Annotated in this window: 18 protein-coding genes and 1 pseudogene; 12 read left to right on the forward strand and 7 right to left on the reverse strand. The window is 68.4% G+C overall.

Going from position 1 to position 25,109, the window contains the following annotated elements; genetic code table 11:
* The first annotated feature begins 174 nt into the window (after nucleotides 1-174).
* Nucleotides 175-978, forward strand: coding sequence for a hypothetical protein (locus AB0J72_RS45180; protein ID WP_363411569.1), 804 nt, complete (start codon nucleotides 175-177; stop codon nucleotides 976-978).
* A gap of 313 nt (nucleotides 979-1,291) precedes the next feature.
* Here the strand turns inward: AB0J72_RS45180 and AB0J72_RS45185 are convergent, their stop codons facing one another.
* Nucleotides 1,292-1,501, reverse strand: coding sequence for a hypothetical protein (locus tag AB0J72_RS45185; protein ID WP_363411571.1), 210 nt, complete (start codon nucleotides 1,499-1,501; stop codon nucleotides 1,292-1,294).
* Nucleotides 1,502-1,670: 169 nt separating this feature from the next.
* Between AB0J72_RS45185 and AB0J72_RS45190 the strand changes: the two genes are divergently transcribed.
* The gene (locus AB0J72_RS45190; RefSeq protein ID WP_363411573.1) at nucleotides 1,671-2,279 is read left to right on the forward strand and encodes a DNA-binding response regulator; all 609 of its coding nucleotides are present in this window, start codon (nucleotides 1,671-1,673) and stop codon (nucleotides 2,277-2,279) included.
* Here AB0J72_RS45190 and AB0J72_RS45195 read toward each other — a convergent pair.
* From AB0J72_RS45195 to AB0J72_RS45205, 3 genes are all read right to left on the reverse strand, one after another.
* Complete coding sequence (locus tag AB0J72_RS45195) at nucleotides 2,239-5,148, reverse strand: AAA family ATPase (protein WP_363411575.1); 2,910 nt, start codon at nucleotides 5,146-5,148, stop codon at nucleotides 2,239-2,241. The genes AB0J72_RS45190 and AB0J72_RS45195 overlap by 41 nt on opposite strands.
* Nucleotides 5,145-5,684: a hypothetical protein gene (locus AB0J72_RS45200; RefSeq protein ID WP_363411577.1), complete on the reverse strand. Its 540-nt coding sequence runs from the start codon at nucleotides 5,682-5,684 to the stop codon at nucleotides 5,145-5,147. Before AB0J72_RS45200 ends, AB0J72_RS45195 begins: the two co-directional genes overlap by 4 nt.
* 215 nt (nucleotides 5,685-5,899) lie before the next feature.
* Nucleotides 5,900-6,187, reverse strand: a complete 288-nt coding sequence (locus tag AB0J72_RS45205; RefSeq protein ID WP_363411579.1) for an NPCBM/NEW2 domain-containing protein — start codon at nucleotides 6,185-6,187, stop codon at nucleotides 5,900-5,902.
* Between the two features lie 2,215 nt (nucleotides 6,188-8,402).
* Here AB0J72_RS45205 and AB0J72_RS45210 point away from each other — a divergent pair.
* The 6 genes from AB0J72_RS45210 (at nucleotide 8,403) to AB0J72_RS45235 (ending at nucleotide 19,398) form a co-directional block, all read left to right on the forward strand.
* Nucleotides 8,403-9,008, forward strand: a complete 606-nt coding sequence (locus AB0J72_RS45210; protein ID WP_363411581.1) for a VWA domain-containing protein — start codon at nucleotides 8,403-8,405, stop codon at nucleotides 9,006-9,008.
* Nucleotides 9,008-10,390, forward strand: coding sequence for a hypothetical protein (locus AB0J72_RS45215; RefSeq protein WP_363411583.1), 1,383 nt, complete (start codon nucleotides 9,008-9,010; stop codon nucleotides 10,388-10,390). The genes AB0J72_RS45210 and AB0J72_RS45215 overlap by 1 nt, the downstream gene beginning before the upstream one ends.
* Complete coding sequence (locus tag AB0J72_RS45220; RefSeq protein ID WP_363411585.1) at nucleotides 10,380-13,694, forward strand: AAA domain-containing protein; 3,315 nt, start codon at nucleotides 10,380-10,382, stop codon at nucleotides 13,692-13,694. Before AB0J72_RS45215 ends, AB0J72_RS45220 begins: the two co-directional genes overlap by 11 nt.
* Before the next feature lie 82 nt (nucleotides 13,695-13,776).
* Nucleotides 13,777-15,219 (forward strand): hypothetical protein, encoded by a 1,443-nt coding sequence (locus AB0J72_RS45225; protein ID WP_363411587.1) that lies wholly within the window; start codon nucleotides 13,777-13,779, stop codon nucleotides 15,217-15,219.
* Nucleotides 15,212-17,542: an AAA family ATPase gene (locus tag AB0J72_RS45230; protein WP_363411589.1), complete on the forward strand. Its 2,331-nt coding sequence runs from the start codon at nucleotides 15,212-15,214 to the stop codon at nucleotides 17,540-17,542. Before AB0J72_RS45225 ends, AB0J72_RS45230 begins: the two co-directional genes overlap by 8 nt.
* Nucleotides 17,542-19,398, forward strand: coding sequence for a hypothetical protein (locus AB0J72_RS45235; protein ID WP_363411591.1), 1,857 nt, complete (start codon nucleotides 17,542-17,544; stop codon nucleotides 19,396-19,398). The genes AB0J72_RS45230 and AB0J72_RS45235 overlap by 1 nt, the downstream gene beginning before the upstream one ends.
* Nucleotides 19,399-19,467: 69 nt before the next feature.
* On the opposite strand, the gene AB0J72_RS45240 is transcribed toward AB0J72_RS45235, so the two are convergent.
* The gene (locus AB0J72_RS45240) at nucleotides 19,468-20,418 is read right to left on the reverse strand and encodes a class I SAM-dependent methyltransferase (RefSeq protein WP_363411593.1); all 951 of its coding nucleotides are present in this window, start codon (nucleotides 20,416-20,418) and stop codon (nucleotides 19,468-19,470) included.
* Nucleotides 20,419-21,020: 602 nt separating this feature from the next.
* The gene (locus AB0J72_RS45245) at nucleotides 21,021-21,476 is read right to left on the reverse strand and encodes a hypothetical protein (RefSeq protein WP_363411595.1); all 456 of its coding nucleotides are present in this window, start codon (nucleotides 21,474-21,476) and stop codon (nucleotides 21,021-21,023) included.
* 199 nt (nucleotides 21,477-21,675) lie between these two features.
* Between AB0J72_RS45245 and AB0J72_RS45250 the strand changes: the two genes are divergently transcribed.
* The 3 genes from AB0J72_RS45250 (at nucleotide 21,676) to AB0J72_RS45260 (ending at nucleotide 23,199) form a co-directional block, all read left to right on the forward strand.
* Nucleotides 21,676-22,365 (forward strand): SMI1/KNR4 family protein, encoded by a 690-nt coding sequence (locus AB0J72_RS45250; protein ID WP_363411597.1) that lies wholly within the window; start codon nucleotides 21,676-21,678, stop codon nucleotides 22,363-22,365.
* A gap of 225 nt (nucleotides 22,366-22,590) precedes the next feature.
* Entirely contained in the window at nucleotides 22,591-22,815 is a 225-nt protein-coding gene (locus AB0J72_RS45255; RefSeq protein ID WP_363411599.1) for a hypothetical protein, read from the forward strand.
* Nucleotides 22,816-23,043: 228 nt separating this feature from the next.
* Entirely contained in the window at nucleotides 23,044-23,199 is a 156-nt protein-coding gene (locus AB0J72_RS45260) for a hypothetical protein (RefSeq protein ID WP_363411601.1), read from the forward strand.
* Nucleotides 23,200-23,397: 198 nt separating this feature from the next.
* Here AB0J72_RS45260 and AB0J72_RS45265 read toward each other — a convergent pair whose 3' ends face one another.
* Nucleotides 23,398-23,619 carry a hypothetical protein gene (locus AB0J72_RS45265; RefSeq protein ID WP_363411603.1) on the reverse strand — a complete coding sequence of 74 codons (222 nt, stop codon included), beginning with the start codon at nucleotides 23,617-23,619 and terminating at the stop codon, nucleotides 23,398-23,400.
* A gap of 288 nt (nucleotides 23,620-23,907) precedes the next feature.
* Here AB0J72_RS45265 and istA point away from each other — a divergent pair.
* Nucleotides 23,908-24,807: pseudogene (gene istA, locus AB0J72_RS45270) on the forward strand (IS21 family transposase); the annotation flags it as partial.
* Between the last annotated feature and the right edge of the window lie 302 nt (nucleotides 24,808-25,109).

Consider the following 25,109-nt stretch of genomic DNA (forward strand, 5'->3'; position numbering starts at 1 on the left):
CCGACTGCGCCTGGAGTCAACCGGGTCGCCTCACGATCCGACCGCAGGAAACCTTCGATCTACTGGCTCACAGCTCGGATTCGGAACTTGGCGGCCCGCCGCAGGGTCGGACGTAGGTCGCGGGACTCCGAAACGCAGCTGCGTTCATCAATTTCCGCGACTACCCTTCGTCCGGTGGGCGAGGACGATCGCAAGTACACCGGCGGGCAGGTGATCGCCATCTGGCATCGAGCAGTCGTCCGCGCCGCCGACGCGCTGCTGCAACTACCGCCGGATCAGCTGGCCGGACTCAAGGTGCGCTCTGGCGAGCATCTCGCGGCGATTCTCACCACCGCCTTCCTTGGCGATACACCGCTCGCGATCGACACACACGGGGACGTCGACCTCCGCTTCAGGCTGTCCGACGCGAACCCGTTCACGCTGCTGCCAGCAGGCACCAACGAGGTCGCGTTCGAGATCAAGTCCATGCCGGGGCCATACCGAGAATTCGATCATGCAATCGATGTCGCCAGAACCACGAGTGACGCAATCGGATCCTCTTTGACGGTCATGGTCGAGAGCGCGAACGACATCCTGGCCGACGCCCGACCACTACTGGAGCGGGCACAGCGCAGTTTGCTCCGAAAGACCAGCCAGCACGTGTCGCGGAATATCTTCCTCGTGGTTCATCCCCTCGACCGGTTCGCGCTCGAAACCTACGAGTCTCTCTTTATCGGAGCGGCGCTCGCCCCATTGGACCTATCGGTCGACACAGTGTGGGTCTTGTGGGTACCGGATCACTTGACTGTCTGGTCCCGAACCGATGACAGTTGGACGGATTTGATGTTCACTGCCATCAACCCAGACGAAGAAGTTCCAACGGCGCCGGACTCGCTGTCGATACTCCAGGACGCGGAGACTCACCTTCTCGGTGAGGCCGGCCACCGGACAGGCTCGCCGTACCTCTTCCGGCTCTCCGCCGAACCAGTCGGCGAGTAGCCCGTACCCGCACAATCGGCATCGATGATGCCCACCCTGAAGCGCAGACGGCAGTCGCGTAAGTCGAGGAAGCAGCTGTTGCGCTGCTACGTAGCCGCGGTCACCGATCCCGTAGCCACACATCGAAGACCGCTGCGACGGTCGACGTGGCGGCCCAGGCTTGCTCTTGCCGAAAACCTCGTCCGTGAAGGTCAGGCGGCATGCTCGTACTCATGGAGGATGTCGCCGAGGCGTTGGATGCGCATCGCTACGATCCCTGCGTAGTGCCACGAATTCGGCAGCTCGGCGATCGCGGCGGATGCCGGCTGGACAGTCAGTTTCCCTGGCGTACCGCGGCGCGCAGTTCCCTGATCGGTGCCAGGTGGACCGTGGTGCCCTGGTCAGCGAAAATGTCGCTGATGCCCTGGTCACTATGGGTCCAGATCAGAGCGATGATCTTCTCGACGGTTTCAGGGCCCAAGTCCTTCACCTGTTGCGAGAGGCGCGCTGAGTTGAAGTTCGGATGCATCTCTCCGTAGGTCATCGTTTCCCCCTGAGGCCGCCGCCGTGCTATTCGACGGTACGAAGGCTGCCGCAGGCGGGTCCATGACATGAATCGCTGCCGGATCGTGTCAACGGACGGGGCATGATCCGGCGACCTATAAGGTGCTTGCTGCCCGAAGTGCAGTTCCAGGGAAGCAGGTGGCTGAGTGGTGAGCGTGGCGGTCGTCGACCCGCTGCCGCTCTTCAGGGCTGGCGTGGAGGCGGAGCTCGCGGCAGCTGGTCATGTGGTCGAGCAGATAGAGGACCTTGCCGCATGGCCGCGTCGCGGCCCGCTGGCGGTGGCCATACTGACGCTCGACTCCGAGCAAGCATGGCTGGAATTGACGACTGCTGCGGCTCGCTTGGACTGGATGGCGATCATCGTTTTGATCCCCGAAGGCGGCGTGACAGCAGGCGCCAGGGCCGTGCGGCTGGGTGCGCGCTGCGTCCTCCCCCGGGCCGCATCGGCGGAGATGCTCCGCCTCGCCGTCCAAGCCGCGACCGACGGCCTGGCAGTGTTACCCGCGGACGTGCTCCATGACGTTACGACCGGCACCGCGCACGGGGCTCGTGACGTTCCACGCCTGACCGGTGAACAGCTCGGATGGCTTCGCACGCTCGCCCGGGGCGGCACAGTCACCGATCTCGCCGCGCGGGCCGGATACTCCGAACGGGCGATGCACCGGCTGCTGCAGCGGGTGTACGAGCAGCTGGGAGTTCAGGGCCGCACGCAGGCTCTCATCCGGGCGCAGAGTCTGGGTCTGATCGATCCGGTGTGATCTCCTCCAACGACGAGATGACCGGATCCAGTGCATTGCTGCGCACCTGGTCCTGCAGCGCGCGCAGGAGCCGGATCAGACGGCGAGGCACGCCAGGGGGCCGGCCGGCACGACCTGCCTCCTCGAAGGCGCTGCGTGCCCGATCGAGCGAATCGCCTCGCCACAGGTGCAGGCCGCACCAGGCCAGTCCGGCGAAGTCGAATGAGACGTAGTCGTGCGGGTCGAGTTGCAATCGTGTGCGGGCCTCATCGAGGAGTTGGACAAGGTCGCTGCGGGCGGCGGCCGGATCCGACTTGAACCGGCTCACGCCTTGCACGGCGAGTGAGGACAGCTCGACGTGGGCGCCTCGGGTCCTGGCCGGCAACGAGATCGCGCCCGACGCCTCCTTGTAGTCGCGGTTTGCCAGGTGCGCGACCGCGAGCGCGGTTCGCGCCTGTCGAAGCAGTTCGCGGTCGCCGTCGCGTACTGCCTGCAGCGCGGCCTGCGTGGATGTCGCTATCCCGTTTTCATGATCGTCGTGATCGACCTGGTACGTCGCAAGTGCGACAAGGTAGTCCGTCCGGACCTGTGGTTCATGCGCCGCCTGCTGGATAAGGACGTATGCCTCCGCGTCTTGCCCGAGCTCCATGAGGCTGCGGGCTCGTTTGAGGCTCCGGCGAAGGGTCTCGACGGGACCGAGGTCCCGCAGCGAGGCCGCTTGGTCAAGCAGGTCGAATGCGAGCTTATAGGCGCCTCGCCGCTCGCAGCAGTCGGCCAGGCCGTGCAACGCGAGCGCCAACGCCTCGGGATCGGACGGATCGGTGGCCTCGATCCGCACCGCCTCGAAGTACCGTTCGGCGGTGGCCGTGTCGTTGAACAGAAACAGGGTGTGTGCCAGATTGCTGGTGGCCCGCAATCGGTCGGCGGTGGCTGCTGTGCCCTCGCTCAAGGTAACGGCCTGCTCGAATGCGAGCCGCGCGTCTTGGAGGCGCCCCTTGTCAAGGTAGATCTGGCCGAGCGCGTTGGTGTTGATGGCCTCGTCGCGCCGGCTCAGGTTGCCACGGAGACGAAGACGCGAGCTGAGCAGCACGTCGCGACGGTTGAACTCGGCAAGGCGAGGCTCGATGTCCTCCATCCGGGTGAACGCCCGAATGTACTGGCCTGCGGTGAGCCAGATCGCGATCTCGCTGAGCCGGAGGTCGAGGTCGTCCAGGCGTCTGGGGTTGTCGGGTGCCCGGCTCCGGAGGAGGGCTGCTGCGCCTTTAAGGAGTTCGAGGCGCCCTGCCGCTGCCTGCAGGACGAGTTCGCGGTCGGGTTCACGGACGTAGAAGAGCCCGGCGGCGGTGTCGACAACGTGTCGTCGAACGAGCCACTGCAGGATGCCTTCGACGCGGCGTTTGCCGTAATTTCCCGGAAGGAGGACCCGGATCGCCGACTCGTCGATCGGAGTGCCGAATGCGGCCACCGCCGTCAGCACCTCGCGAGCGGACTCATCGAGCGAATCGATCACATGGTTGAACACCACCATCGGCACCCGGACGATGGGCACGCGCGACAAGCCTCGGGCCACCTCACTGAGTGGGGCATAGCCGCGGGCAGCGCTGACCTGCATCAGCTCGGCCAACCGGGGGGAACCGCAGGTGAACCGGTGTACAGCTGCCATAGTTTGCTCCGACGTCGTGCGGACGCCGAGGTCGTTGCCACGGTCCAAGCGGCGCAGCAGTCGTGCGAACTGGTCCAGGGTCAGACCCCGGTCCAGCCTGACGTGCCGGGACAGCAGCAGCCAGCTCTTGTCCGGGCTGGCCTGGGGCGCCTCCCGGCAGACGAGCAGAATTTTGATCCGGTGGCGATTGCGGTGGTCGTAGAGCCGTTCGAAGACGTCCTCAAGGTCCAGGTCGACGAGTCGGTGACTCACCGGGCCCTGCAGATGATCTGCGGCGTCGATGACGATGATCGCCCGGGCGCCCTTGGCATCACTGATCGCCTTGTCGATCACCTGCCGGACCCCGCCGGCCGGGTCCAGCCTGCGCCGTTTCGGCGTGTCGCTCCCGGTCAGGATGGTCGCTCCGAGCGCAGAGCCGGCTCGCGCCAGGTGATAGTGCACCACAGTGCTGTCGCCCGCCGGATCGGCGGCCTCGTCCTGCAGCAGGCGATCGAGTTCGGCGCGCACCATGGTTGTCTTACCGACACCTGCGGGTCCGCTCACGATGAGGACGCCGGGCTCTGCGTCCTTGAGCGCGGCACGCACCGCGGCCGCCTCATCGACTCGCTCGACGAGATCAACGGTGGCCGGCTGCTCGACGTCGGGCTCGCGCCGAGCCGTCGCGACGCCGAGGCTGGACGCGCGTTTGAGTGAATTGGTGAGGACGGCGATCTCACGCTCCAGCCGTTCGGCCTCACGCTGATGATGCGCGTGATGTGGGCCATCGGCGTGACGCAGCCGGTCGCGGTGGTGATCAAGGCTGTAGGTCATGCTCAACAACCGGCCTTCAGGCGTCTGCCGTTGCCGGAGCCTGTCTTTAAGCATGCGGAGCCCAGCTTCACGTCCTCGACTGAAATCGACGGACATGTGCCCCCAGGTGCGTTCGAAATCGGTGGCGTCCGAGTCGATGCGCAGGTTGGCGATCTCCAGCCCCTCTACCAAGGCAGCATCGATCTCGCGGCGGCAGACACGGGCGTTGATCGCGAACCGGGATCGGACGAACAGCAGCATCTCGCAGGTCTTGATGACGGCGGGGATCGCCTCGGACCAGTAGGTACCGATTCCGAGCGTGTGCACGTCCATCTTCGGGTCGAGCTTGAAGTCCGGACCTCTCAGCTGTTCGAACAGCCATTTCGCGAACTCGGAGTCTCCCGGGGTGTGGGAGTAGCAGATGAAGACGCGGGTCACGGCTGCGCCGCGCTCGGGAAAGGTGGATTGAGGGATTCGAGTTCGTCGGCCCCGGGTACACGCAGTTGTCTGCGTGCTGCCAGGTAGAAGCCCAGCAGCCCGTTCAAGGTCCGGGTCCGCGGCTCGACCCCTCCCGCATTGGCGGATTGCGGGTCGGTCCCGGTCAGTACCTGGGTACGCAATGCCCAGCTGTCCCTGACGACATGCCGTGCGGCAGCCTGGGTTGCCTTATCCCCGAGCAGGCGCACCTCTGCCATCAGCTCCTGGAGCGTGCGGTGCTCTACGTCGATCTCCCGCCCCAGTTCACTGAGGCGAGCCGAGGGCAGGTCGGGCCGAATGTCCTCGCTGATGTCGATGATCCGGCGAGCGCAGGCAGCGAACTTGGCGCACACGGTGTGCAGCGTCTGGTCCCAGCGGATCCGCAGCGCCGCCGACGCTCGCCAGCGGTCCAGGAAGATCGTGGGCAGGATACCGATACCAGCACCGACAACAACTGGGATGAGCGCGAGCAGCATGCCTTTCCAGGTGGTTTCCACGAAATCTCCCGGCAGTTCGATGGCTATCCGTAGACAGGCAACTGACCCGTGATGGTGGGGACCTCATATTGGCGCGCCACTGAGGCCGACACAATCCATCGAAGGTGTCCAATTCTCGACTAGAGGAGCAGAACCGCCTGTTCGGCTCCGAGCTGCATCGCACTCGGTCCTAGTGTCGCCGGGGTCGACACCAACCCACCCGAGGTTAGATCAAGCTAAGCGTGAATGATCCTCGCGTCGCCGAGTGCCGCATACGTGCTGCGCTGCTGGTTGGTCTTCGCGTTACGACCGGAGCAGGTCGCACGCAGGCTCACCACGCCGGTCAGGTCCAGCGAGATTTCTTGCGGGTGCCCGACCGAGGCGGCAACCGCCATGGCGACCAACTGACGGCCGTCTTGGTAGTACAAGAGCAGTTCCACCACGACCCCGAACGCGTCGGTGGTGTTGTCATCGATTCCAGCACTCGCTTCGAAGCGGGTGTATCGAGTCACGTTCCACTGCACCTACGTACTGGCCGCCGAGACGCAGTACATCGTCACTGTGCTGTGTCTACTGCGGCCACCGGACCGACGCCGGTGACTTCATCACCAACCAGCAGCTCTAGCGCGCCAAGAGCGCAGTCGGCGCCTTGGCGATGCAGCAGGTGCACGGCATGCTCGACAAGGCCTCCGGCGGATCGTGCGATCGCAGCCGCGCACCGGTGGATTCGGCATCCAGGTCAGCTACCGGTCGCGGCCCTTCTACCCGCGGCCGCTGCCCGGCATCGACGAGGAACAGCTCATCCGGATCCGGGACTGCGCCACTTGCGGCCTCCACTACGCAGTGTTCGGCGAGCACCGCTTCTGCCCAGTATGCGGCCACTGCAGCCCGACGTCGTTGCCCTCGACGCCCTCGCCGCAGAGACCGTCCGCCTCGACGTACTCACCCAACTGCCGGCCGACGCCGCCGCGACACTACGCGAGCACGCGGCTTCACCCGCACCTGGGTCGACACCCTGGAGAACCTCGTCGGCGCTGTCGAGACCCTCGCCAGCGCCGTGTTCCACGCGGCCGTCCCGAACGCCGACCAGATCTTGAACGGCAAGGGCGCCATCTTCCAGCACCTCGAGCACACCGCCGATCTGTCCTCGCCAACGGCTACCCGGATCTCCGTCAGCGTCTCAACCCGGTGACATGGCAGAGGCTGCTGCAGACCTGGGCAACCCGCCATGCTTTCACCCATCGCGACGGCGTGGGCGACGCCAAGTACCTGCATGCTGTGCCTTCCAGCCCCACCCGACTCGGCCAGCGGCTCACCGTCACCGAGCAGCAGGTCCGGCAGGCGATCAGCGACTCCCGAGAATTGTGCACCGCGATCTCCGGCCTGATCAGCACACCCCGATCAGCAGCCGGTCGTGTCCGACGTACTCGCGCTGGCTGCAGCAGGAGTTGCCAGCCGAGACAGCCAGCTCGCACCATTAGGGGCAACGCCAAGCGAGCACGCCGACGAACCGCAGAGAGATCACCGTACGGACGTTCGTGTCAAAGATGTGTCGCGATCATCCACAGTGGACACCCAAGTTCCGAGAGGGTACAGGCATCCGAGTCAAGGAGTCGATCGCCCGGCGCGACGAGAGCTGACGTTGCATAACGCCTGCTCATCGCAGTTCATGTCGATCGGCGGCAAGCCATCACAGACCCCTTGACCCCGTCCGGCGTAACGACAAGGAAGTCATCAAGCACCCCGCGCAGCCATCTACGGCGCAAACCGTACGGTCGTACGGGCAAAAACGCGTGTCGGACCCCTTGACTACACATCGGTCAGGTCCAATAGAAAAGGCCAGCTAAGCTGGCCTTTGTCACCCGGTCGGGACGGCGGGATTCGAACCCACGACCCCTTGACCCCCAGGGGGTCGTCGGAGGCCCCAGCGACGTGCTCAAGCACATTCTCCCAGGTCACGACAAGCATAAACCGGCCGAGTAAAGGGGTCCACGAATCGCCTCGCCGCCGAAGCCCAGCCAATGTCCGGAACTAACCTTTGTCGTTCACGCCGCGCTCAGCAACTCGGCAGCTGGGATGAGTCCGGAGCGATGAGCCCTGCAAGGTCGTCGGTACTCTGGCGATGGAGGCCGACGTTGACCCGGGAGAGTAGCGCATCAACGTCGCCGGATCGTGACCGAGACGCTGAGCCACCGCGGAACTCCGCGTTCGGCGAACTTGCTCCAAACGCTCGCGCCGCCCCGTCAAGTGCAGACCATCGCGGAGTGCGTTTCCTGGGCCCCTGACGGTGCCGCGTTGGCTGGCACCAAGTCGGGCTCGTCCTCGCCGTCTACGACAAGAAGGTCGCAGGCATGCCTCGACGATCCAACGGATACTGGGCCTAGCGTCACGCGTATTGGTTGATGAGCGAGATGATGTATGGCCCATGCCTTGCGATCGCCGTCGGCGACGCTCCGGATTGCTCACATGGACAAGCGGATCATCGCGCGCCGGTCGACAACCTCATCGAACTACGTGATCTCTGGCGAGACCTTGCCGCATGCGATATTCGTCCGTTTGATCGCTTGACCTTCGGATCGCGTGTCTGAAATTCTGAGTGGCTCCGCGCCGACGCGAGGTTCATCAATGTCGGACGCAGGGCGTCGTTCGACGAGTCGCGGAGGAGTGAACTGCGTGGTGGAACCCGCAAAGGCACGACCGGACACGCTGGCGTCCCGGTCGCGGAGGGTGCCCCGGCCTATGCCGGTGATCGTGTTGGCGGACGTCAGCGGCAGCATGGACGGCGACAAGATCGTCCAGCTCAACCGGAGCATTGCGGCGATGTTCGACGCCTTCGGCGCGGAGGACTCCGTTCGGGGTGAGATCCATGTCGCGGTGGTCGCCTTCGGCGGCGACGAGGCCGTACTGCACCAGAAGATGGTCCCCGCGTCGCGCATCGGGTGGGCCGACCTGACCCCGCGCGGCCGCACGCCGATGGGCAGCGCGTTTACCCGCGTCCGCGAGCTCCTCGACGACGTCGAGGCGGTGCCGGAGCGCGCGTTCCCACCTGCCCTCGTGCTCGTCTCGGACGGCGTGCCGACCGACGACTGGGAGGCACCGCTGGACGCCCTGCTGTCCTCTCACTGGGGGAGCCGCGCACTGCGCGTGGCCGTCGGCATCGGCACCGACCGCACGACCGACGCCGACGAGGTATTACGCACGTTCTGCACGCCCGGCGTCGGCGTCCTGCGGACCGATCAGGTCCATGAGATCAGCGGTCTGTTCCGGTGGGTGACGGCCACCGTCATGACCGCACTGCACGAGCGCACGGGCCAACAGGCGGTGCGGCTGGAGGAGTTCGACTGATGGCCGGTCAGCCGAAGACGGACTGGCCATCGAGCGTCCGGACCGCGCGCAGCGGCCAGCACCTGGAACTGGTCCTCGATCCACCGCTCGGCCAGGGCGGCGAGGGCGTGGTGTTCCGCACCCACCACGGCGAGCTCGCGGTGAAGCTCTACGCCGGCGGCTCGGCCGCGCGCCTGGAGGACCGCCTGGGGCGGCTACGCTGGCTGCCACTACACGGTGTCCCGATCTGTCCCCCGCTGGAGCCGCTGGCCGCCCCCCACGTCGGGTACGTGATGAAACTCCTGCAGGACATGGTCGCCTTCCGCGCGGTCTGCGGCGAGACGACTGACGACCTCGCGGGCTGGTACGCGCAGGGTGGCGGGCTACGCCGTCGGCTGCGGCTGCTCGCCCGGTGCGCTGCGATCTTGGGGACGCTTCACGACCGGGGCATTGTTTACGGCGACGTCTCGCCCGGCAACGTGCTCGTCTCCGCCCGGCCGGAGCACGATGAGGTGTGGCTCGTCGACGCGGACAACCTGCAGACGGAAAGCGCTCCCGGCCCGTACCGCCTCGTAACCGCCTACTACGCGGCGCCGGAGGTGCTGCGGGGCACATCCGGCAACACCGTGTTCAGCGACACGTTCTCGTTCGCCGTACTGGCGTACGAGACACTCACCACGAACCACCCGCTCATCGGCGACTACGTCGACCAGGGACCGGCCGCGCTGGAGGACGACGCCCAGCGTGGCCTCCTGCCGTGGATCGAGCACAGCACGGACGACCGGAACCGGACCCCGCACGGCTATCCGGCCGAGCGGGTCCTGACCCGGCAGCTGCTGGCCCTGTTCCGCCGGACCTTCGAGGCCGGCATGCACGACCCGCGCGCCCGGCCGGGGGCCGGCGAGTGGGCCGCCGCCCTCGACGGCGCGGCCGACCGGTGCGTGCAGTGCTCGAAGTGTCCGCACAGCTACGTCGTCGCGAAGGACTGCTGCCCGTGGTGCGACACCGTCCGCCCGCCGGTCGTCCCGGTGCTGGTCCGAGAGCAGTTCCCGTGGCTCGGCGACCGGCGTCCGCTGACGCTGGAGGACAAGGGCCTGACGTTGTTCGTTCAGGCCGGCCGGCCGCTGCTCGTTACCGCCCGCACCGTGCACCGCGGGGCGGAGGATCCCCTCGCGGTGGTAGCCCAGGTCGACTGGAACGGCGGGGACACCCTGATCGTACGCAACCAGGGCAACGGCGTGATCCGGCGCGTGCCGCCGAAGGGCGGCATGGGCCGGTCGCTGCTGCCGGGCAGCCGCGCCGATGAGCCGGTATCCGCGGCGTGGACGTGGCACTTTGGTGACGACAGCCGGCCGCACCGGATGCTACTGCCGCAGCCGGCGGAGGTTGCCAGTGTTCGCTGAGCAGCTGAGGCCTGGCGAGATCCGCATCGTGGCGCTGCCCACCGGGCCGGCCACTTCAGTCCCGCGGTGGCTCACCCAGCTCACCGTCAAGTACGCCAAGAACCGGGAGGTGGTGCTCCGTCACCGGCCCGGCAGCGCGGAGTTCGAGGTGGCGCCCGGAAGCGGTGGGGGCCAGCCGATCCGGCTCCCGGCCACGGACCAGGACACCGTCGATTGGCTCACCGCCGCCGGGCGCACGTTCGTGTCGTGGGTCATCGAGGCCACGCCGCAGCAGATCGGCGTGCAGTGTCACGCGTTCGCCACGGCAGATATCGGCGCGGGCATGACCGTCGGCATCGACGATGGCGTGGCCGAACAGGTGCGGATTGCCACCCAGCGGGCAGTGACGGGCTTCGAGCCGATCCGGAACTGGCTTCGCGAGGAGTTCGCGCTTCCGGCGCTGCCTGGCCAGACCGCGGAGAGGTACGTCCACAGCGGAGGTCCGGGCGGCGTGCCGGGGTCCGGTGTTCGTGCGCTGACCCTGCACGGACGGCGGTGGGTCGCCGACATTGCCCTCGCTGACGACGCTCTGCGCCTTGTGCGCCTCACCGATGCGTCCTCTCGGCAACACGCTCGCTGGTTCCGGCTCAGCCCGATTGACCTGCGGTTCGTCGACCGGGGCGACGAGGCCGCCGCCAGTGAGGCCATCCGGGCCGCACTGCAGGGGCTCACCTCGGACGGGAGGACCTACCTCGACCTGTGGCAGGCGTACAACGAGATTGAACGCGAGTCGCTGGTCGACGACGCCCGGCGCATGGGGTCGGCCCGGTACCGGTCGTGCCAGGTCACCGCAGACGGGCTCTGGCGCTTCGCGCTGCAGCCAGACGACCGTGTCGGCGCCTTCCTACGCGCGGTGGCCTCGTTCGGCGGAAAGCTGCAGCTGGAGGCATCCAGAGATCTCCCACCCGAATTCCAAGATGGGCGCGGTCGGCAGGGCGTCGGTGTGCACGGCGAGGTGCGGTACGTGGTCAGAAACAACTGGACCGTCGATCTCGCCGTCGACGGGGACGACGCGCCGCCGCCGGCCGGCCACCTATTCCGGTCGCTCTCCGGTGACCGGGTCCGTTTGCGCCGCCGAGACCTCGCCCGCGAGCGGATCGAGACCGACCAGGCCGAGCTTCCCGGGCTGCGGCTGCTCATCGAGGGCGTGCCGCGGCCCGGAGCCCATCCGCGCGCCGACCGGGCCCACGACAAGGCGATCGCCGCCGCGATCAGTAGCTCGGAAGGCCCGGCCCCCACCGATGTTCAGCGGGCCGCACTGGGCATGGCCCTGCGGACCCCGGACGTCCTGCTCGTGCAGGGGCCGCCGGGCACCGGCAAGACCCGCTTCATCGCGGACCTGCTGCGCTGCCTGGACGAGCTCGGCGAGCGTACGGTGTCGATGCAGCGGACCCTGATCTCCAGCGTGCAGCACGACGCGGTGGACAACGTCGCCCGGAAGGCTCGGCGGCGCGGCCTGCCGCCGACCCGGGTCGGCGCGCGGCCGGGCCGTGACTGGGAGAGCGCCCGCGAGTGGCGCGACGGCGTTGTCGCGTCGGTCGAGCGGTACCTGCAGGAGCACCGGCCGGCGTCCGCCCGGAACGATGCTGCGCGAAAGCTGCGGGAGCTCGCGTCGGCGTATGAACGGCACCCGATGACCGGCCCTGACCTGGTCGCGCTGCTTCGCACCGTGAAGGAGCTGGCCGGCGCCCGGTTGCCGGGCGTTCTGCGGGACGAGCTCGACCTTCTGCTGGCCGATCGGGCCGTAGTCGACCAGGTCGCAGTGACGCTCGCGGGCAACGACCGACAGCGGCTGGCCCGGGAGGCTCGGTCGCTACGTGTCACGCCGATCGCGTTCGCTGACGATGGCCCGCAGCGCGCCGCCCGGGCGCTGCGCGAGCTGGACCGGCTGCTCGACGACCCGGCCCGGCGGTTGCTGGAGGCAGCCGCGAAGGCAGGCGACAATGGCGACGACCTGCTGGCCGAACTCGCTAACCTGCGGGTCGAGCTACTCGGCCGGCTCGGCGCCAGTACCGCCCTGCTGCACGCGCCGACGCACGATCCCGACGTGGAGGCGCTGCTGCACCTCGTCGCGGATGCGGTGGCGGAGGAGGCCGCCGAGACCGCCGACAGCGCAGACCAGGTCCTGCTGGCCTACCGTGACGACCTGCGAGAGGACCTGGCCCTGGTCGAGTCGACGCTGGCCCGGTACAACGCCGTGCTGGCCTCGACCGTCCAGCAAGCGAACTCGGAGGAGATGTCGCGGCTGCTCGACGCGCCGCTGCCCGTGTTCGACACCGTCGTGGTCGATGAGGCGGCGCGGGCCAATCCGCTCGACCTGATGATCCCGATGGCGTTCGCCCGCCGGCGCATCATCCTCGTCGGCGACCACAAGCAGCTACCACACGCCCTGGAGCGGAAGGTCGAGCAGGAGCTGCGCCGCAACCGCTCACTCGACGGCTCGGAGCTGTCGAAGAGCCTGTTTGAGCGCTGGTTCGACCTATTCGCTAACGAGACGCCCGCAGTACGAACGATCCTGCTGGACACCCAGTTCCGCATGCACCCCGCGCTCGGCCGGTTCGTCAGCGAGGTCTTCTATGGCGGTCCCGACGTGATCAAGCCTGACCCGTCGACGGCGCGGTTGACCCATGACCTGTCGACGTACGCCGGCAAGGTGGCGGCCTGGATCGACGTGCCGCGGCGGGACGGCGACGAGGAGCGGTCCGGCACGAGCTGGACCCGCCCGGCCGAGGTGCACCGGCTGGTCCAGGAGCTGAAACAACTCACCGAACTGGACCACGCCCGGCGGTTGTCGTTCGGCGTCATCACGTTCTACAAGGCCCAGCAGGAGCTGCTGGAGGCCGAGCTGCAGCAGGAAGCGTTGGCCGTGGTCAATGACGACGGCACCTTCGTGCCCGTGCCAGCGATGCAGTTCACGGCCGAGGAACGACCGCGGCCGAGGCTGCGGGTCGGCACCGTGGACGCGTTCCAGGGCATGGAGTTCGACGTCGTGCTGCTGTCGGTGACGCGCAGCAGCGAGGTCCCGCGGCCCCTCGGCGGTCCCGCCGAGGCCGTGCGGCGGTACGGGCACCTGCTCAGCGACAGCCGCATGTGTGTCGCGATGAGCCGGCAGCGCCGGCTGCTCATCGCCGTGGGGGACGCCGCCATGGCCGAGCGGGCAGCCACGCCGGAGATGCCGGGCCAGCCGGGCCGGTCCGTCGCCGAGGGCATCGTCGCGTTCCGTGAGTTCTGCGAGGGGGTACACGGTGCCGGGATTCGGTCCTGAGTGCCCGGTCGTCCGGCCCGAGTTTGCCGAGTTCCGGGGTCGGCAGCGGTGGCTGCTCTGGCCCGCGCTACGGTACCGCGTGGTGTCGCCGCTGGTGCACGCGGACCGGCTCAACGTGTTCCAGGCGGCGGTGCTGGGCCTGGCCCGGACCGGCTTCCGCGAGGCGGCGGACATCGGCCGCCTCCTCGGCCTGCAGGACGACCTCGTCGAGCTGGTCCGCTCCGACCTACGCGCGCTGAACTACCTCGACCGCTACGGCGTCATCACGACGAACGGCCGCCACGTCCTGCAGGACGGGTTCCCCGACCCCGCACGGGCGATCACGACCTACGTTTACCAGGACGTCACGACCGGCACGCTCTGGCCGGCCTCGACCGTCGAACCTGGTCATTGCCAATGTGACTGGCAGAGCCCACGGACAGCGATGCTGCAGCTGGGCACGGTGGGCGCACCCCTGCGGGTACACGCGTTCGCCGTTCACCCCGATGGCTGGACCGGTACCGAGCCGCCGGCGCACGAGCAGGTCGTGGAAGCGGTCTCTCGCGGTGAGGCGGCGAAACGGCAGGGCGGCGGGCGGACCCGTCGCTGGCGGGCCGGCCCGCCCGAGCGGGTCGTTTCGCGCGTATCGGTAATGACTGAAGGGCAGCCGGTGTGGATTCCGCTGCCGCTGCTTGCCCGGATGCGCGACGAGGGCGGCGAGAGCACGGTGACGTGGGATGCGATAAGTCCGTTCGGTGGGTACGCCAGTCCTTATCTTCGGCGGCTCGTGGCGACCCGGGTCCAGCGTTCGCCTCGGCTGCGTAACCATGTCGAACAGTTCGTCGGCCGCCGGACCGAGGGCCTCCTGGCCGAGTCCGACCTCATCGACGTCAAGCTGCGGCGCAGCATCGCAGAAACGCTCGAGCACCGCTTCACCGCCCGAGTGCGCGATCACGACGCCTTATTCGAGTTGCTTACGCTGCTGGAGCGGGAGATCGACCGGGCGCGGCGACGCGGCGACGGCAGCCCCGAGGTGGGCGACGTCGCGCGATACTCCTGGCGGCTGCACGAGCTCGTGCTGCGCGACCTCGTGGCTCGGCATCGGCCACCGCGGCAGGTCGTCGACGGGCTGCGCGACCCCATCGCCCGGCAGTTCGGCATCTACTGCCGGCAGCTCGGGATGTCGTTCGGCGAGCATGCGCGGCTCGGCGTCGTGGACGCCGATCAGCTTCGGCGGGGAATCAGACAGCCGGACCGGGCGTCGACCCCGGTACTGCTGGCCGCATCGCTTGTCAGCGCCGCCAACGGCGCGTCAGACCACCCGTTCCGCCAAGTTGCGGCGGCTTGGCCGACGCTGCTCAGCGACCTCACGAACGTGTCGCAGGACCGTAACACGGGCGGTGCGCACGCTGCCGCCGTGCCGCTAAACCTCGACTACGGCGAGACCGCCTGGCGGCTCGCGCAGGACACAGCAGCGGCCTACCTCGGCGTGCCGTTGCCCGATCTCCGCACACGCAGCGAAGGGAACCGTTCCACCAATGGGTAGGCAAAAGAAGTCGAACTGGCTGGCGAGCCAGCGCCGGCTTGCGCAGCAGACGGCCGCCGACAAGGCAGCCGACTTGGCTGCGGCCGTCAGGCGGGCCGAGGACGATACAGAGGTCAGCGCCGCGCTAGCCGAGCAGGGTCTGGAGCCGACGGCGAACGACGACGCGGTGCTGTCCGCGTACGACGCGCTGCGCCGCCAAGCCGAGGACTACGAGCGCGCAGCGACGGCAGCCCGAAAACGGACACAGGCCGCCGCGGACGCCGAGGCTGCGGCCGAGGCCACCCGCCAGCGCCTCGACACCGAACTTGCCGAGGCCGCCGCGGCGCGCGACGCGGCCGAGGCGCTCCAGGCCGAGGCCACCGCCGAGCGGGCGCAGCTGCACATCCGTAGTGAAAAAGTGAGCGTCCGTGAGCGGGAGGCCCGGGACGGCTTCGCCGCACAGGCCGAAGCGGCCAGGGCCGAGCTGGAGGTCGAGCTCCGGCGCCGCCGGCAGGAAGCCCTGGTTGAAGAGGAGGAGCGGCGGCGCACGCTCGCCGCGGAACACGCGACCCAGGTCGCTTCGCTGGAGGAGGACCGCGTGGCGCTCCGCCAGTCTGCGGACAAGCTGCACTATGACAAATTGGCGCTGCTAGGACAGCAGATCCAGCTGCAACGCAAGGTCGACGACCTGGAGGCAGAGATCCAGGCACGCGCCGCGGCCGACGTCGCCGCCCTTGACCGCGAACTGCAGGTCCTGCGGATCCAGACCGACGCCCGGACCGAGACGATCGACGAGCTGCGCAAGCAGCTGGCCGAACGAGAGCAGCAGTTGCTGCGGATCGGCGGCACAGATCCGCAGTACCTGATCGACGAACGCGACCGGCTGGCCGCGTCCAACGTTGAACTGCGCGGCAAGCTCGCCGAGCGGCTGGCCGACGACGACCTGCACCGACTGCGCTGGCTGGAGCAGCAACACCGGGAGGTGACGGGCGAGCGCGACCGCTTGGCATACCGAGTGCAGGAGCTGGAGGGCGAGGCCCTCGCGAGCCGCATCAACAACCTGCAGATGAAGCAGCTCAGCGACGCCGAGCGGCACTTCGAGGTGCTCTCCCGCGGGTACGAGAGCCGGATCGCCGAGCTACACGGCACGGTAGAGCAGCTGACCCGCGACCGTCCCGACCCCGGCACGCCGCTATTCCCGCGCTGCGTCGCGATGGACGAAGACCCGAACCTGAGCGAGCCCGGCGTCGTCAGCGCCGACCGGCCCGACCTCTCGCAGCTGTCTCGGTCGCTGCAGGCGGTCATGTTGGCCGACAGCCGGCGGGCGTACCGGCTCAACGACGTGTGCGTCCTCCTCGGCGGACTGGCGATGAGCCGGCTGCACCTGTTGGAGGGCATGAGCGGCATCGGCAAGACGTCGCTGCCAGTCGCCCTCGCCAAGGCACTGGGCACCGAGTGCGCCGTCGTGGAGGTGCAGGCCGGCTGGCGCGACCGGACGGACCTCTTCGGGCACCACAACACCTTCGAACGGCGCTTCGAGGAGTCCGAGTTTCTCCAGGCCCTGTACATGGCGCAGACGCCGAGGTACCGGGAACGTCCGTTCTTCATCGTGCTCGACGAGATGAACCTGGCCCGGCCGGAGCAGTACTTCTCGGTCCTGCTGTCGAAGATCGAGCACGACGGCGAGCCGATTCAGCTGGTCACCCGCAGCACCGGGCGGGCGCCGCAGTGGTTCGTGGACGGCTGGCGGATCCGCCTGCCCAGCAACGTCTGGTTCATCGGCACGGCGAACCAGGACGAGTCAACGCTTGAGTTCGCCGACAAGACCTACAACCGCGCGCACCTGATGGAGCTGCCAGCCCAGCGCCCCTGGCTGCCGCGGCCGGCCACGGTCCCGGACATCGAGCCGTACAGCACCGCCGCGCTGCGCAAGTCGTTTGACCAGGCCTCGCAGGCGCACCGGGCGGACACGGCCGAGGTGCGCGAGTTCCTCAACGTGATCGCCGACGACCTGCGCGAGCACGGCCGGGCGATCATAGGCCCGCGGCTCGAGCGGCAGATGGAGGCATTCGTGCCCGTCGTCGTCGCGGCCCACGCCGGCGACCTGGTTGCCGAGCAGCCCGAGGGCGACGACAGCGGGCAGGACGGCCGTTCGCTCGCCACTGACCACTTCCTGGCCCGGAAGGTCCTTCGTTCTCTGCGTGGCCGGTACGACGTCACCCCCGGCGGCCTCGGCAAGATCCGGGATACCGTCTGCACCGCCTGGGAGCTGCGCAAGTTGCGCGGTGCCCCGGTCCGGTGCGTGCGCCTCCTCGACGACGAGCAGCGGCGCAGGGAAGGGTGATGGCCGACCGGCCCGGCGCACCGGAACCGCTCGTCGTCGGCACCGTCATCGACGTCACCCGAGCGCTGGCCAGGAACACAACTCTCGGCACGTGGCTGACCGACACCATGTTTGTGCCCGACGCGTCGCACCACGCCGAGCTGAGCCCGTTCGAGCGCGGCGTTCTCGACGGGCTCGACGTTCTCGCCGACGTCTGCCTCCGACCGCACGACCGGCTCGACCGGGTGGACGAGCTGGTGCGGGCGGACCTGGCGCGCAGGGTGCCGCATGCCGGACTCGCCCGCCTGGCCGGGCACACCGAGGACTGGGCGGGCGTGGAACACGGGCGCATCATGCCGCTGCGCGTGCTGTCGCAGCGCTTCGCCGAAGACGTCGACTTCTACGAGAACCAGGTGGCCGCGCAGCTCGTGGACCGGCTCGGCGAACACCTGACCCGGCGCATCCGCGAGCTGACCACGCTCGCCGACGGCCTGACCGACCTCAACGAGTACAACCGGGCGCTGAAACACGCGCAGTCGTGGCGCCGGCTCGACCGGGTCGCCCGCCTCGTCGCCAAGGCGGTCTCTGACACCACCGCGTCGGCGCTGGCGGTCGCCGAGACCCTCGATGTGTTCCGCCGCGCCCGGACGCGGCTCGCGGCGCTGCACGGATCGCCGGTGCTGCGGCGGGCCAACCGCCGGGTGCCCGTGCCGATCCGGCTCATGCGCACCAACCTGTTCCTGGGCGACCGGCGGTATCGGCAGGTCGGCGCGCTCTGGGAGCTGTGGGCGGTCCACGAATCCTCCGTTGTGGCGGGCGTGAGGTCGGCGGAGCGTGCGTTCCCCGATGCCTACGCGCACTACGTCGCCGCGCTCTCCCTGCGCGCGCTGGCGATCCTCGGGTACCAGCCGGACGACCCGGCCGATGCACTGCCGGTCGCCGGTTCCACCGTGCTTCTGCGCGGCCCGGCCGGCAGTGTCACGTGGTCGATGGCGGAGGACGGCACCCTGCATGTCGCCGGCGACGGACAACACCTGGCACGGTTGGCGCCGGTCAGCGACGACCTCGGCCATCCTGACGCTGAAAGAGCGCGATCCGCCGCGCTTAGCATGCAGGCTGACTCTACGATCGTTGTGTATCCGGGGCTCCGCACCGCCCGAGCGGCACCGCCGTCCACCACGGAGGGCCTCGTGCACCCGGCTGGCTTCGGGGCGCTGCCCTGCCTGGTTCCTGTGACACCGTTGGAGATCGAGGGAGAAGAGCGGCTCGCTCGGGCGCTGCGGTGGGTCCTGCAAGGCCGCCGGTTCGTCGCCGAATATCCGCCGACCGCAGAGCTGTACGCAAGGCTGCCGAGCAGCAGTGGTGATTGGTCGCGTCCGGCAGGTCCGACGAGCGTCGCGGTGACCCGCCGGCCGTCGATGGACGAGGTGGAATCGCTGGTTCGCGCTGCGACTGCACACGAGCGGGATCTACGTAGGTCCACGGCGTTCTCGCAGACGCGGGCCAAGGCTGCGGTCGAAGCCGCGGTGCGGTCGTTCGACCTGTTCGAGACGTGCCCCGTCTGTCACAGCACCATGACCGAGTTTGAGCCCCGGGATCGGAACACGTTCCAATGCCGCTGCCGAAACTGCTCGACTGGCTGGGGTACCCGAATCTGCGGATCGTGCCGCAAAGTCTATCCCGTTTTGTGGCTACACAACGTCCTACCCGACGGGACCAGTGGCGATCGTGTCGACGTGACGGCGGGCGCGGACCTGCTATCCGTGCCTTGCGTTGACGACCGCCTCCCGCCGGGTGTCCGGTTCCGCTGTTCCTGGTGCGGCGCGTGCGCGGGCCATCCCGGGTGCGGTTGCCCGGTGGTTCCTTCCGCTGGCTAGGGCGACCATGACCCATGCCTGGTGGGGCGGGTCGAGCAGCGTGGTGACAAGCCGGCAGAGCGGAACTGGTCATGGCGACGTCGATGACGCTGACCGGTCGACCGGCGAAGGTGCAGCGACGGTGCCCGCGAGGAGCAGGAATTCGCCGTCCGGGGTCCGGCGGGCGGTCAGCGGCGTGTAGCCGGCGGCGTCCAGCATCATGGTGAGCTCGGCCTCGGTGCGGTGGTGGTAGCGCCACAGGTGCACGCTGCGGCCAGCCGGCAGGGGCAGGCGACCGGCGACCGTGACCGGGGAGGTGAGGCGGATCCGCAGGAACCGTTGCCGGGTCCTGTCGTCGAAGCCGACCTCCGGCTCGTAGCGATCGCGGTGCACGCCGAGCCGGTCGAGCATCACGCGGTACCGGACGGGGATGTCCTCGCCTGTCTCGGTCTCGCCGAACCGGAAGAACGTGCGATTGGCGACGGTGTCGGCGCGGGCGACGAAGGCGACAACGTCGGCCGCCTCGCGCGCGTGCCGCAGGACCGCGACGGGGTCGGCGAAGTTGAGCAGGGTGCCGCCGGTCAGCAACGCCAGCGTCGCCGGGCCGCGCAGGTCGGCGAGGGGGGCGGCGGTGAAGTCGCGGCGGTGGAACCGCAGGGGTGCGGCCGGGCCGAGCCACGCCCGCAGGTTGGCCTCGGCGATCGCGAGCATCTCGGCGCTGGCGTCAACGCCGGAGTATCCGTCGAGGCGCCCGCTGGCCCGGAGCCGCTCCAGCACGCCGCGGACGGGGACGCCGTTGCCGGGGCCGAGGTCAACGACGCGGACCGGGCCGGGCAGCGCGGCGAAGAGGTCGTCGTGCGCGTCGCGCAGCATGCCGAGCGTGAAGTGCAGGACGTTGGGCGTGGGGTCGCCTTCCTGCCAGGTCGTGAACCGGTCCCACGTCGCGGCACCCTGTCCCATGTACGAGTACCGCGCGTCGATCTCGCCGGTGGCCGCGAGGTCCGCCGCGATGCGGTCGAGGTCGTCCGAGGTGAACGTCATGTCGACCATCTTGGATGTCTACGGCAGATGAGGCTATCCGTGAGGGGCCACTGGACGGCTGGGTCGTGTGCTTCGGATCGTGGCGGAAACAGCGGCGGGGTGTCTGCGGTGGAGAGTCTGCCGGAGCCGAACCGTCGCCAGGTAGTGCTTCTGCCGGGCCGGCTGGTGGAGCGTCGGCTGAGCGCGGTGACCGCACCGGAGGGGCGGACCGCGGTGAACAGGCGTACGGCGATGTTGCCGTGGGAACTGCCATCGTCGGCGCAGCAGCAGACGCCCGTCCCGGAACGCTGCTCCGGGATCCCGCGTGAGCAGCACGGCGGCCCAACGTTCGAAAGTATGCGATCACCGAGCGCTGCGGCCTTGGGGTTGCCGCGGATCGAGGCGCCCTCAAGGGAGGCGATGAATCGCTCAGGATGTAGGACGTTGGTCGCGATCGTGTTGGGCTTGGGGCTACCGGTGGCGACGGGTTCTCGGTGATACTGCGCGAGCTCACCCGTAGTTCAGCGGTCATCCTGTCGGTTCGGTCATACCGACATGCCGCCGCGCGGTGCCAACCTTGCGGCGAAGGTGTGGGTGTACGCGGCGCCGTGAACGGATGCCGTCTACAGTCCGGTGAATCTGATCATCGACAGTGACAGGGGCCGGGCATGGGCTATTGGGGCACGCTGATCACGGTCCGCGGCGACCAGGCGTCGGTGGTGCTGCAGGACATCGGCGCGTCTGTCCGCTCCCACGAAGGTGCTGTCCGCGGCGACGGGTGGCGTGTCTACGACCTGCCTGACAACGTGCTCGGCCGTGAGCCCGATCTTCTGCTGAGCCTGGTAGCCGCCTCGTCGTGCCCGGTGATCGCCGCGTACATCGCCGACAGCGACTACGGCCAGGTCGTCGCGGCCACCCCGTCCGGTGACCAATGGGGTGTCTGGCTTGACCGGGACACCGCACATGCGTTCGAGCGTGACCACCCTGCGATGATCGGCATGACGCGCAAGGCTGCACGACGTCGCGCCCGCGAGACGATCGCCGCCTTCGGTTGTCCACCCCGTGAAGCGGTCCGACATGCGGTCAACTGGCCCACCGGGGCCGGGTACATCGTCCGGCCGGGCCGATCGGACAGATTCTGCGTACCGCGCGCCGTCCGGGGATCGCCGCCCGGCTCCGGCTTCCGTCAACACGGTACGTCCTCAGGGAGGACGCATACTTCGACCTTCTCGACCGCCTGGGCGTGCCGCGTGCTCCCGTCCCCGATTCACCCCGAGTGTGAGCCAGTTGCCGACCGATCCGCGCAACGCGCACGTCGCGGCATGTGCGGATGGCGCTCGCCTGGCGCTCCGCAACAATGGATCATCGATCCGATATGCCGCCCTGGCGCGGCTGGCGGCGACCGACGGCGAGGGCAGCGTGGAGTTCATGGCTCGTGACGTACTGGACCGGGCGGCAGCCGTCGGCCGTGACGTGGAACTGGCCGACGTCCATGGGATCTTTCGGCACGGCGGTCCCAATCCGGGCGCGGATCTTACGGAGCTGGCTGTGCTCAGGCAGCGCGTCGACCTGCCCCCGTCGTATCTGGAGTTTCTGACCTGCTGCGATGGATGGGCCGGGCTTGACGGGCAGACGGATATGTTCCCGATCGCCGAACTGCTCGACGGGCCGGCGACTGAGCGGGCATGGGTGCTCGTCGAGGCGTACGACGAGGGCAGCGGCTGGCAGTTCGGGTTCTCCCGCGATCGGTACCTCGTCATCGGTGCGGCCGAGTCGAGCCTGAGCGTCGTCCTGCTCGACCTTTTATCGGCGCCCCGGGTGTGCTGGCTGACTCAAGGGGGCGTGGAGAACTTCCCGACCCTCGACGCTCTGATGACGACCGCCACCGAAGACCAGCTGGAGACCCTCGCCGCCCTGCAGGCGGACCCGTGGCTGGGTATCGCAGACGATGACGGCAGGACGCACTGACATCGGCACGATCGAGCACTGCGGCCGTGGTTCGACGCGCCGGACTGCCGTCACGAAGCGTGGCGATCTCCATGTCAGCGGCCGCGCGAGACCTGCGGCATGTGCGGAAACGTGATCAAGCTGCGTCAGCCGACTGGAGCTGCGCGACCCCGGCGGCCCAGATCCGGACGCCTGGCGTGGCCAGTCGATTGTGGCAACGATAATGATGATCTACGCTGCCGAATCGTGAGCCTTCGAGTCCTGTCCGCGCGCATCTGCGCCGCCACCGTCGGTGTCGTCGCCTCGACCGCCGTTGGCGCTCCGGTATGGGCCAGCTCCGGGACACAACTGTCCGCAAGCGCAGCGGAAGACATCGCGTACTCGCTTGGCCGCCTGACCAGCACGCTGTGCTGCATCGCAGTCGTTGTCGGCGTTGTCGTCTTCCTGGTTCGCCGCAACAACAGGCGCTGACGGCCCGCACCCGTCCAGCGCGCAAGGCGCCGAGATCAATCAGGACCCATCTGGCCTTGACGGCGATGGCCCGCCCGGACATGCCCGCCCGTGATTCCCTGCGGATTGCCGCGAACAGTTCGACCTTCGACATCCGCGGCATCGGCGGACCTCCGTCCCGACCCCACCGATGCGCCCATCGCCGCCGGTGGCGCCGAAACTGACTGACATCGAATACACCCGATCGAGGTGGCGCTCGAAGTCAGCGACATATCCGAGGTCAGAACGCTGCCGAGCTATGCAATGTCGGAGGTCTGGCTGAGCGTGAAAGGCGGCGCGGTCTCATCCAGCGGCTCCACGCTGCCGGCCGGCTCGGCGGCATATGCATGGCCGTTCTGCACGTAGAAGTTCAGCCAGGGGTGCAGCAACAGTTCCTCACGCGCCTGACCGGTCTACCCCTGCGTCAGCGACCACCGCGCCAACCAGGACGGCACCACCGATATCAACGCGGCATGTGCGCGCACGTGATCAGGCGGAACGCGAGCCCATGTGTCACAAGGTCACGATCAGGTCCGCCGTCCACCAGTGCGGCCGGTTCTGCGTTCACCTGGCGACGTACCGCTGTTCGGTGATCTCCTCAACCTCGGCCAGCAGTTGTGCCTGCGCTTCCTGCGGAGCAGCCTCCGCCGAGGCATCAAGCACGCCGTCGAGGACCCCCTTGTCGTTGTAGACGGCGTAACGCCACTGACCCTCCGGGTTGTAGAGCACCAGCACGCGAGCGGTCGCCTTCCATGCATGCCGCCTTGGATCGATCACGTGCTCCACGATGCCAGCTGAACCTCACCAACCGCTCATCGGCTACGAGCGCACGCATGCCCCGCAGAGCCTGCCGCTGGAATGGCGTACGCAGCGTGACGGTCACCGCCTGCCAGCGGACACGGCAGACTCCGGGTTGGCGGACATTTTGCTCCAGGCTGGCGGACATGAGAACTCCGTGCCTGCGGTCACGTGATCTTCCGGAAACGCCTGACTTTCGTCGATGAACACAGAGATCCCCCGGTCGGGGTTGGCTGCTGATTGCTGATCAAGTAGCCGACCCGATCCGAGGGATCCGTGACCAAGTCTGACAGGGAGATCGTGGAAATTCTGGAGGCGTTCGATCTGACCCGCTGCGCGCATTCGGCTGCGCGGCTGGTCGGGGTCGATGAGAAGACCGTCACGCGGTATGTGCAGCTGCGTGACGAGGGCCGGGACCCGTTCGTGCGGGCCCGCCGGCCGAAGGCGATCGACGCGTTCGCGGCGAAGATCGAGGAGCTGGTGGAGGCGTCGCAGGGCCGGATCCGTGCGGATGTGGTGCATGCCCGGCTGCTTGCTATGGGGTTCACCGGGACCGACCGGTCGACGCGGCGGGCGGTCGCTGCGGCGAAGGCGGCGTGGCGGGCTGGGCATCGGCGCTCGTATCGGCCGTGGGTGCCGGAGCCGGGGATGTGGCTGCAGTTCGACTGGGGTGCGGGTCCGGTCATCGGCGGGCGGCGCACGAGCCTGTTCTGCGCGTGGCTGTCGTGGTCGCGGTTCCGGGTGGTGCTGCCGGTCTGGGACCAGACGATGGGGTCTCTGGTGGCGTGTTTGGACGCGACGCTGCGACGCATCGGCGGTGCGCCAACCTATGTGCTGACCGACAACGCCAGAACGGTCACCGTCGAGCACGTGGCTGGAGTTGCGGTCCGGCATCCGCAGATCGTCGCTGCGGGCCGGCATTACGGGTGCAAGGTCGAGACGTGTGAGCCGTTCGACCCGGAGTCCAAGGGCGGCGTCGAGGCGACGGTGAAGATCGCCAAGGCAGACCTGGTGCCGACGACGGCGAACCTCGCGCCGGCCTACGGGTCGTTCACCGAACTCGCCGACGCCTGTTTCGACTGGTGCGAACGGGTCAACGCCCGCGCCCACCGCGAGACGAGGGCGGCCCCGGTGGCCCGGCTCGCGCAGGAACGGCAGCATCTGCATGTCCTGCCGGCCGAGCCGCACTCGGTGGCGTTGGGTGAGGAACGGCTGGTTGGCGACGATCAGACGGTGTCGTTCGGGGCGGTGCGGTATGTCGCACTGTCCATGTCACGGGTTCGGCGCTGGTCGGCCGACCACGTCGTGTTGGACGCCGCGTTTTCCGTGCCGCTGTTCTTCTTCGCCTTGCTGTTGATTCCAGTGTTGCCGTGGTGGGTCGCAGCCCTGGCCGCTGTAGCGACCGGTGCGGTATTCGTGCCCTTCGCGGTGCGCCGGCGAACCGCCCATCGAGCGCGGGCCGCGCAGCAGGCTGGCGG

This window comes from Dactylosporangium sp. NPDC049742 (assembly GCF_040674675.1).
Taxonomy (GTDB): domain Bacteria; phylum Actinomycetota; class Actinomycetes; order Mycobacteriales; family Micromonosporaceae; genus Dactylosporangium; species Dactylosporangium maewongense.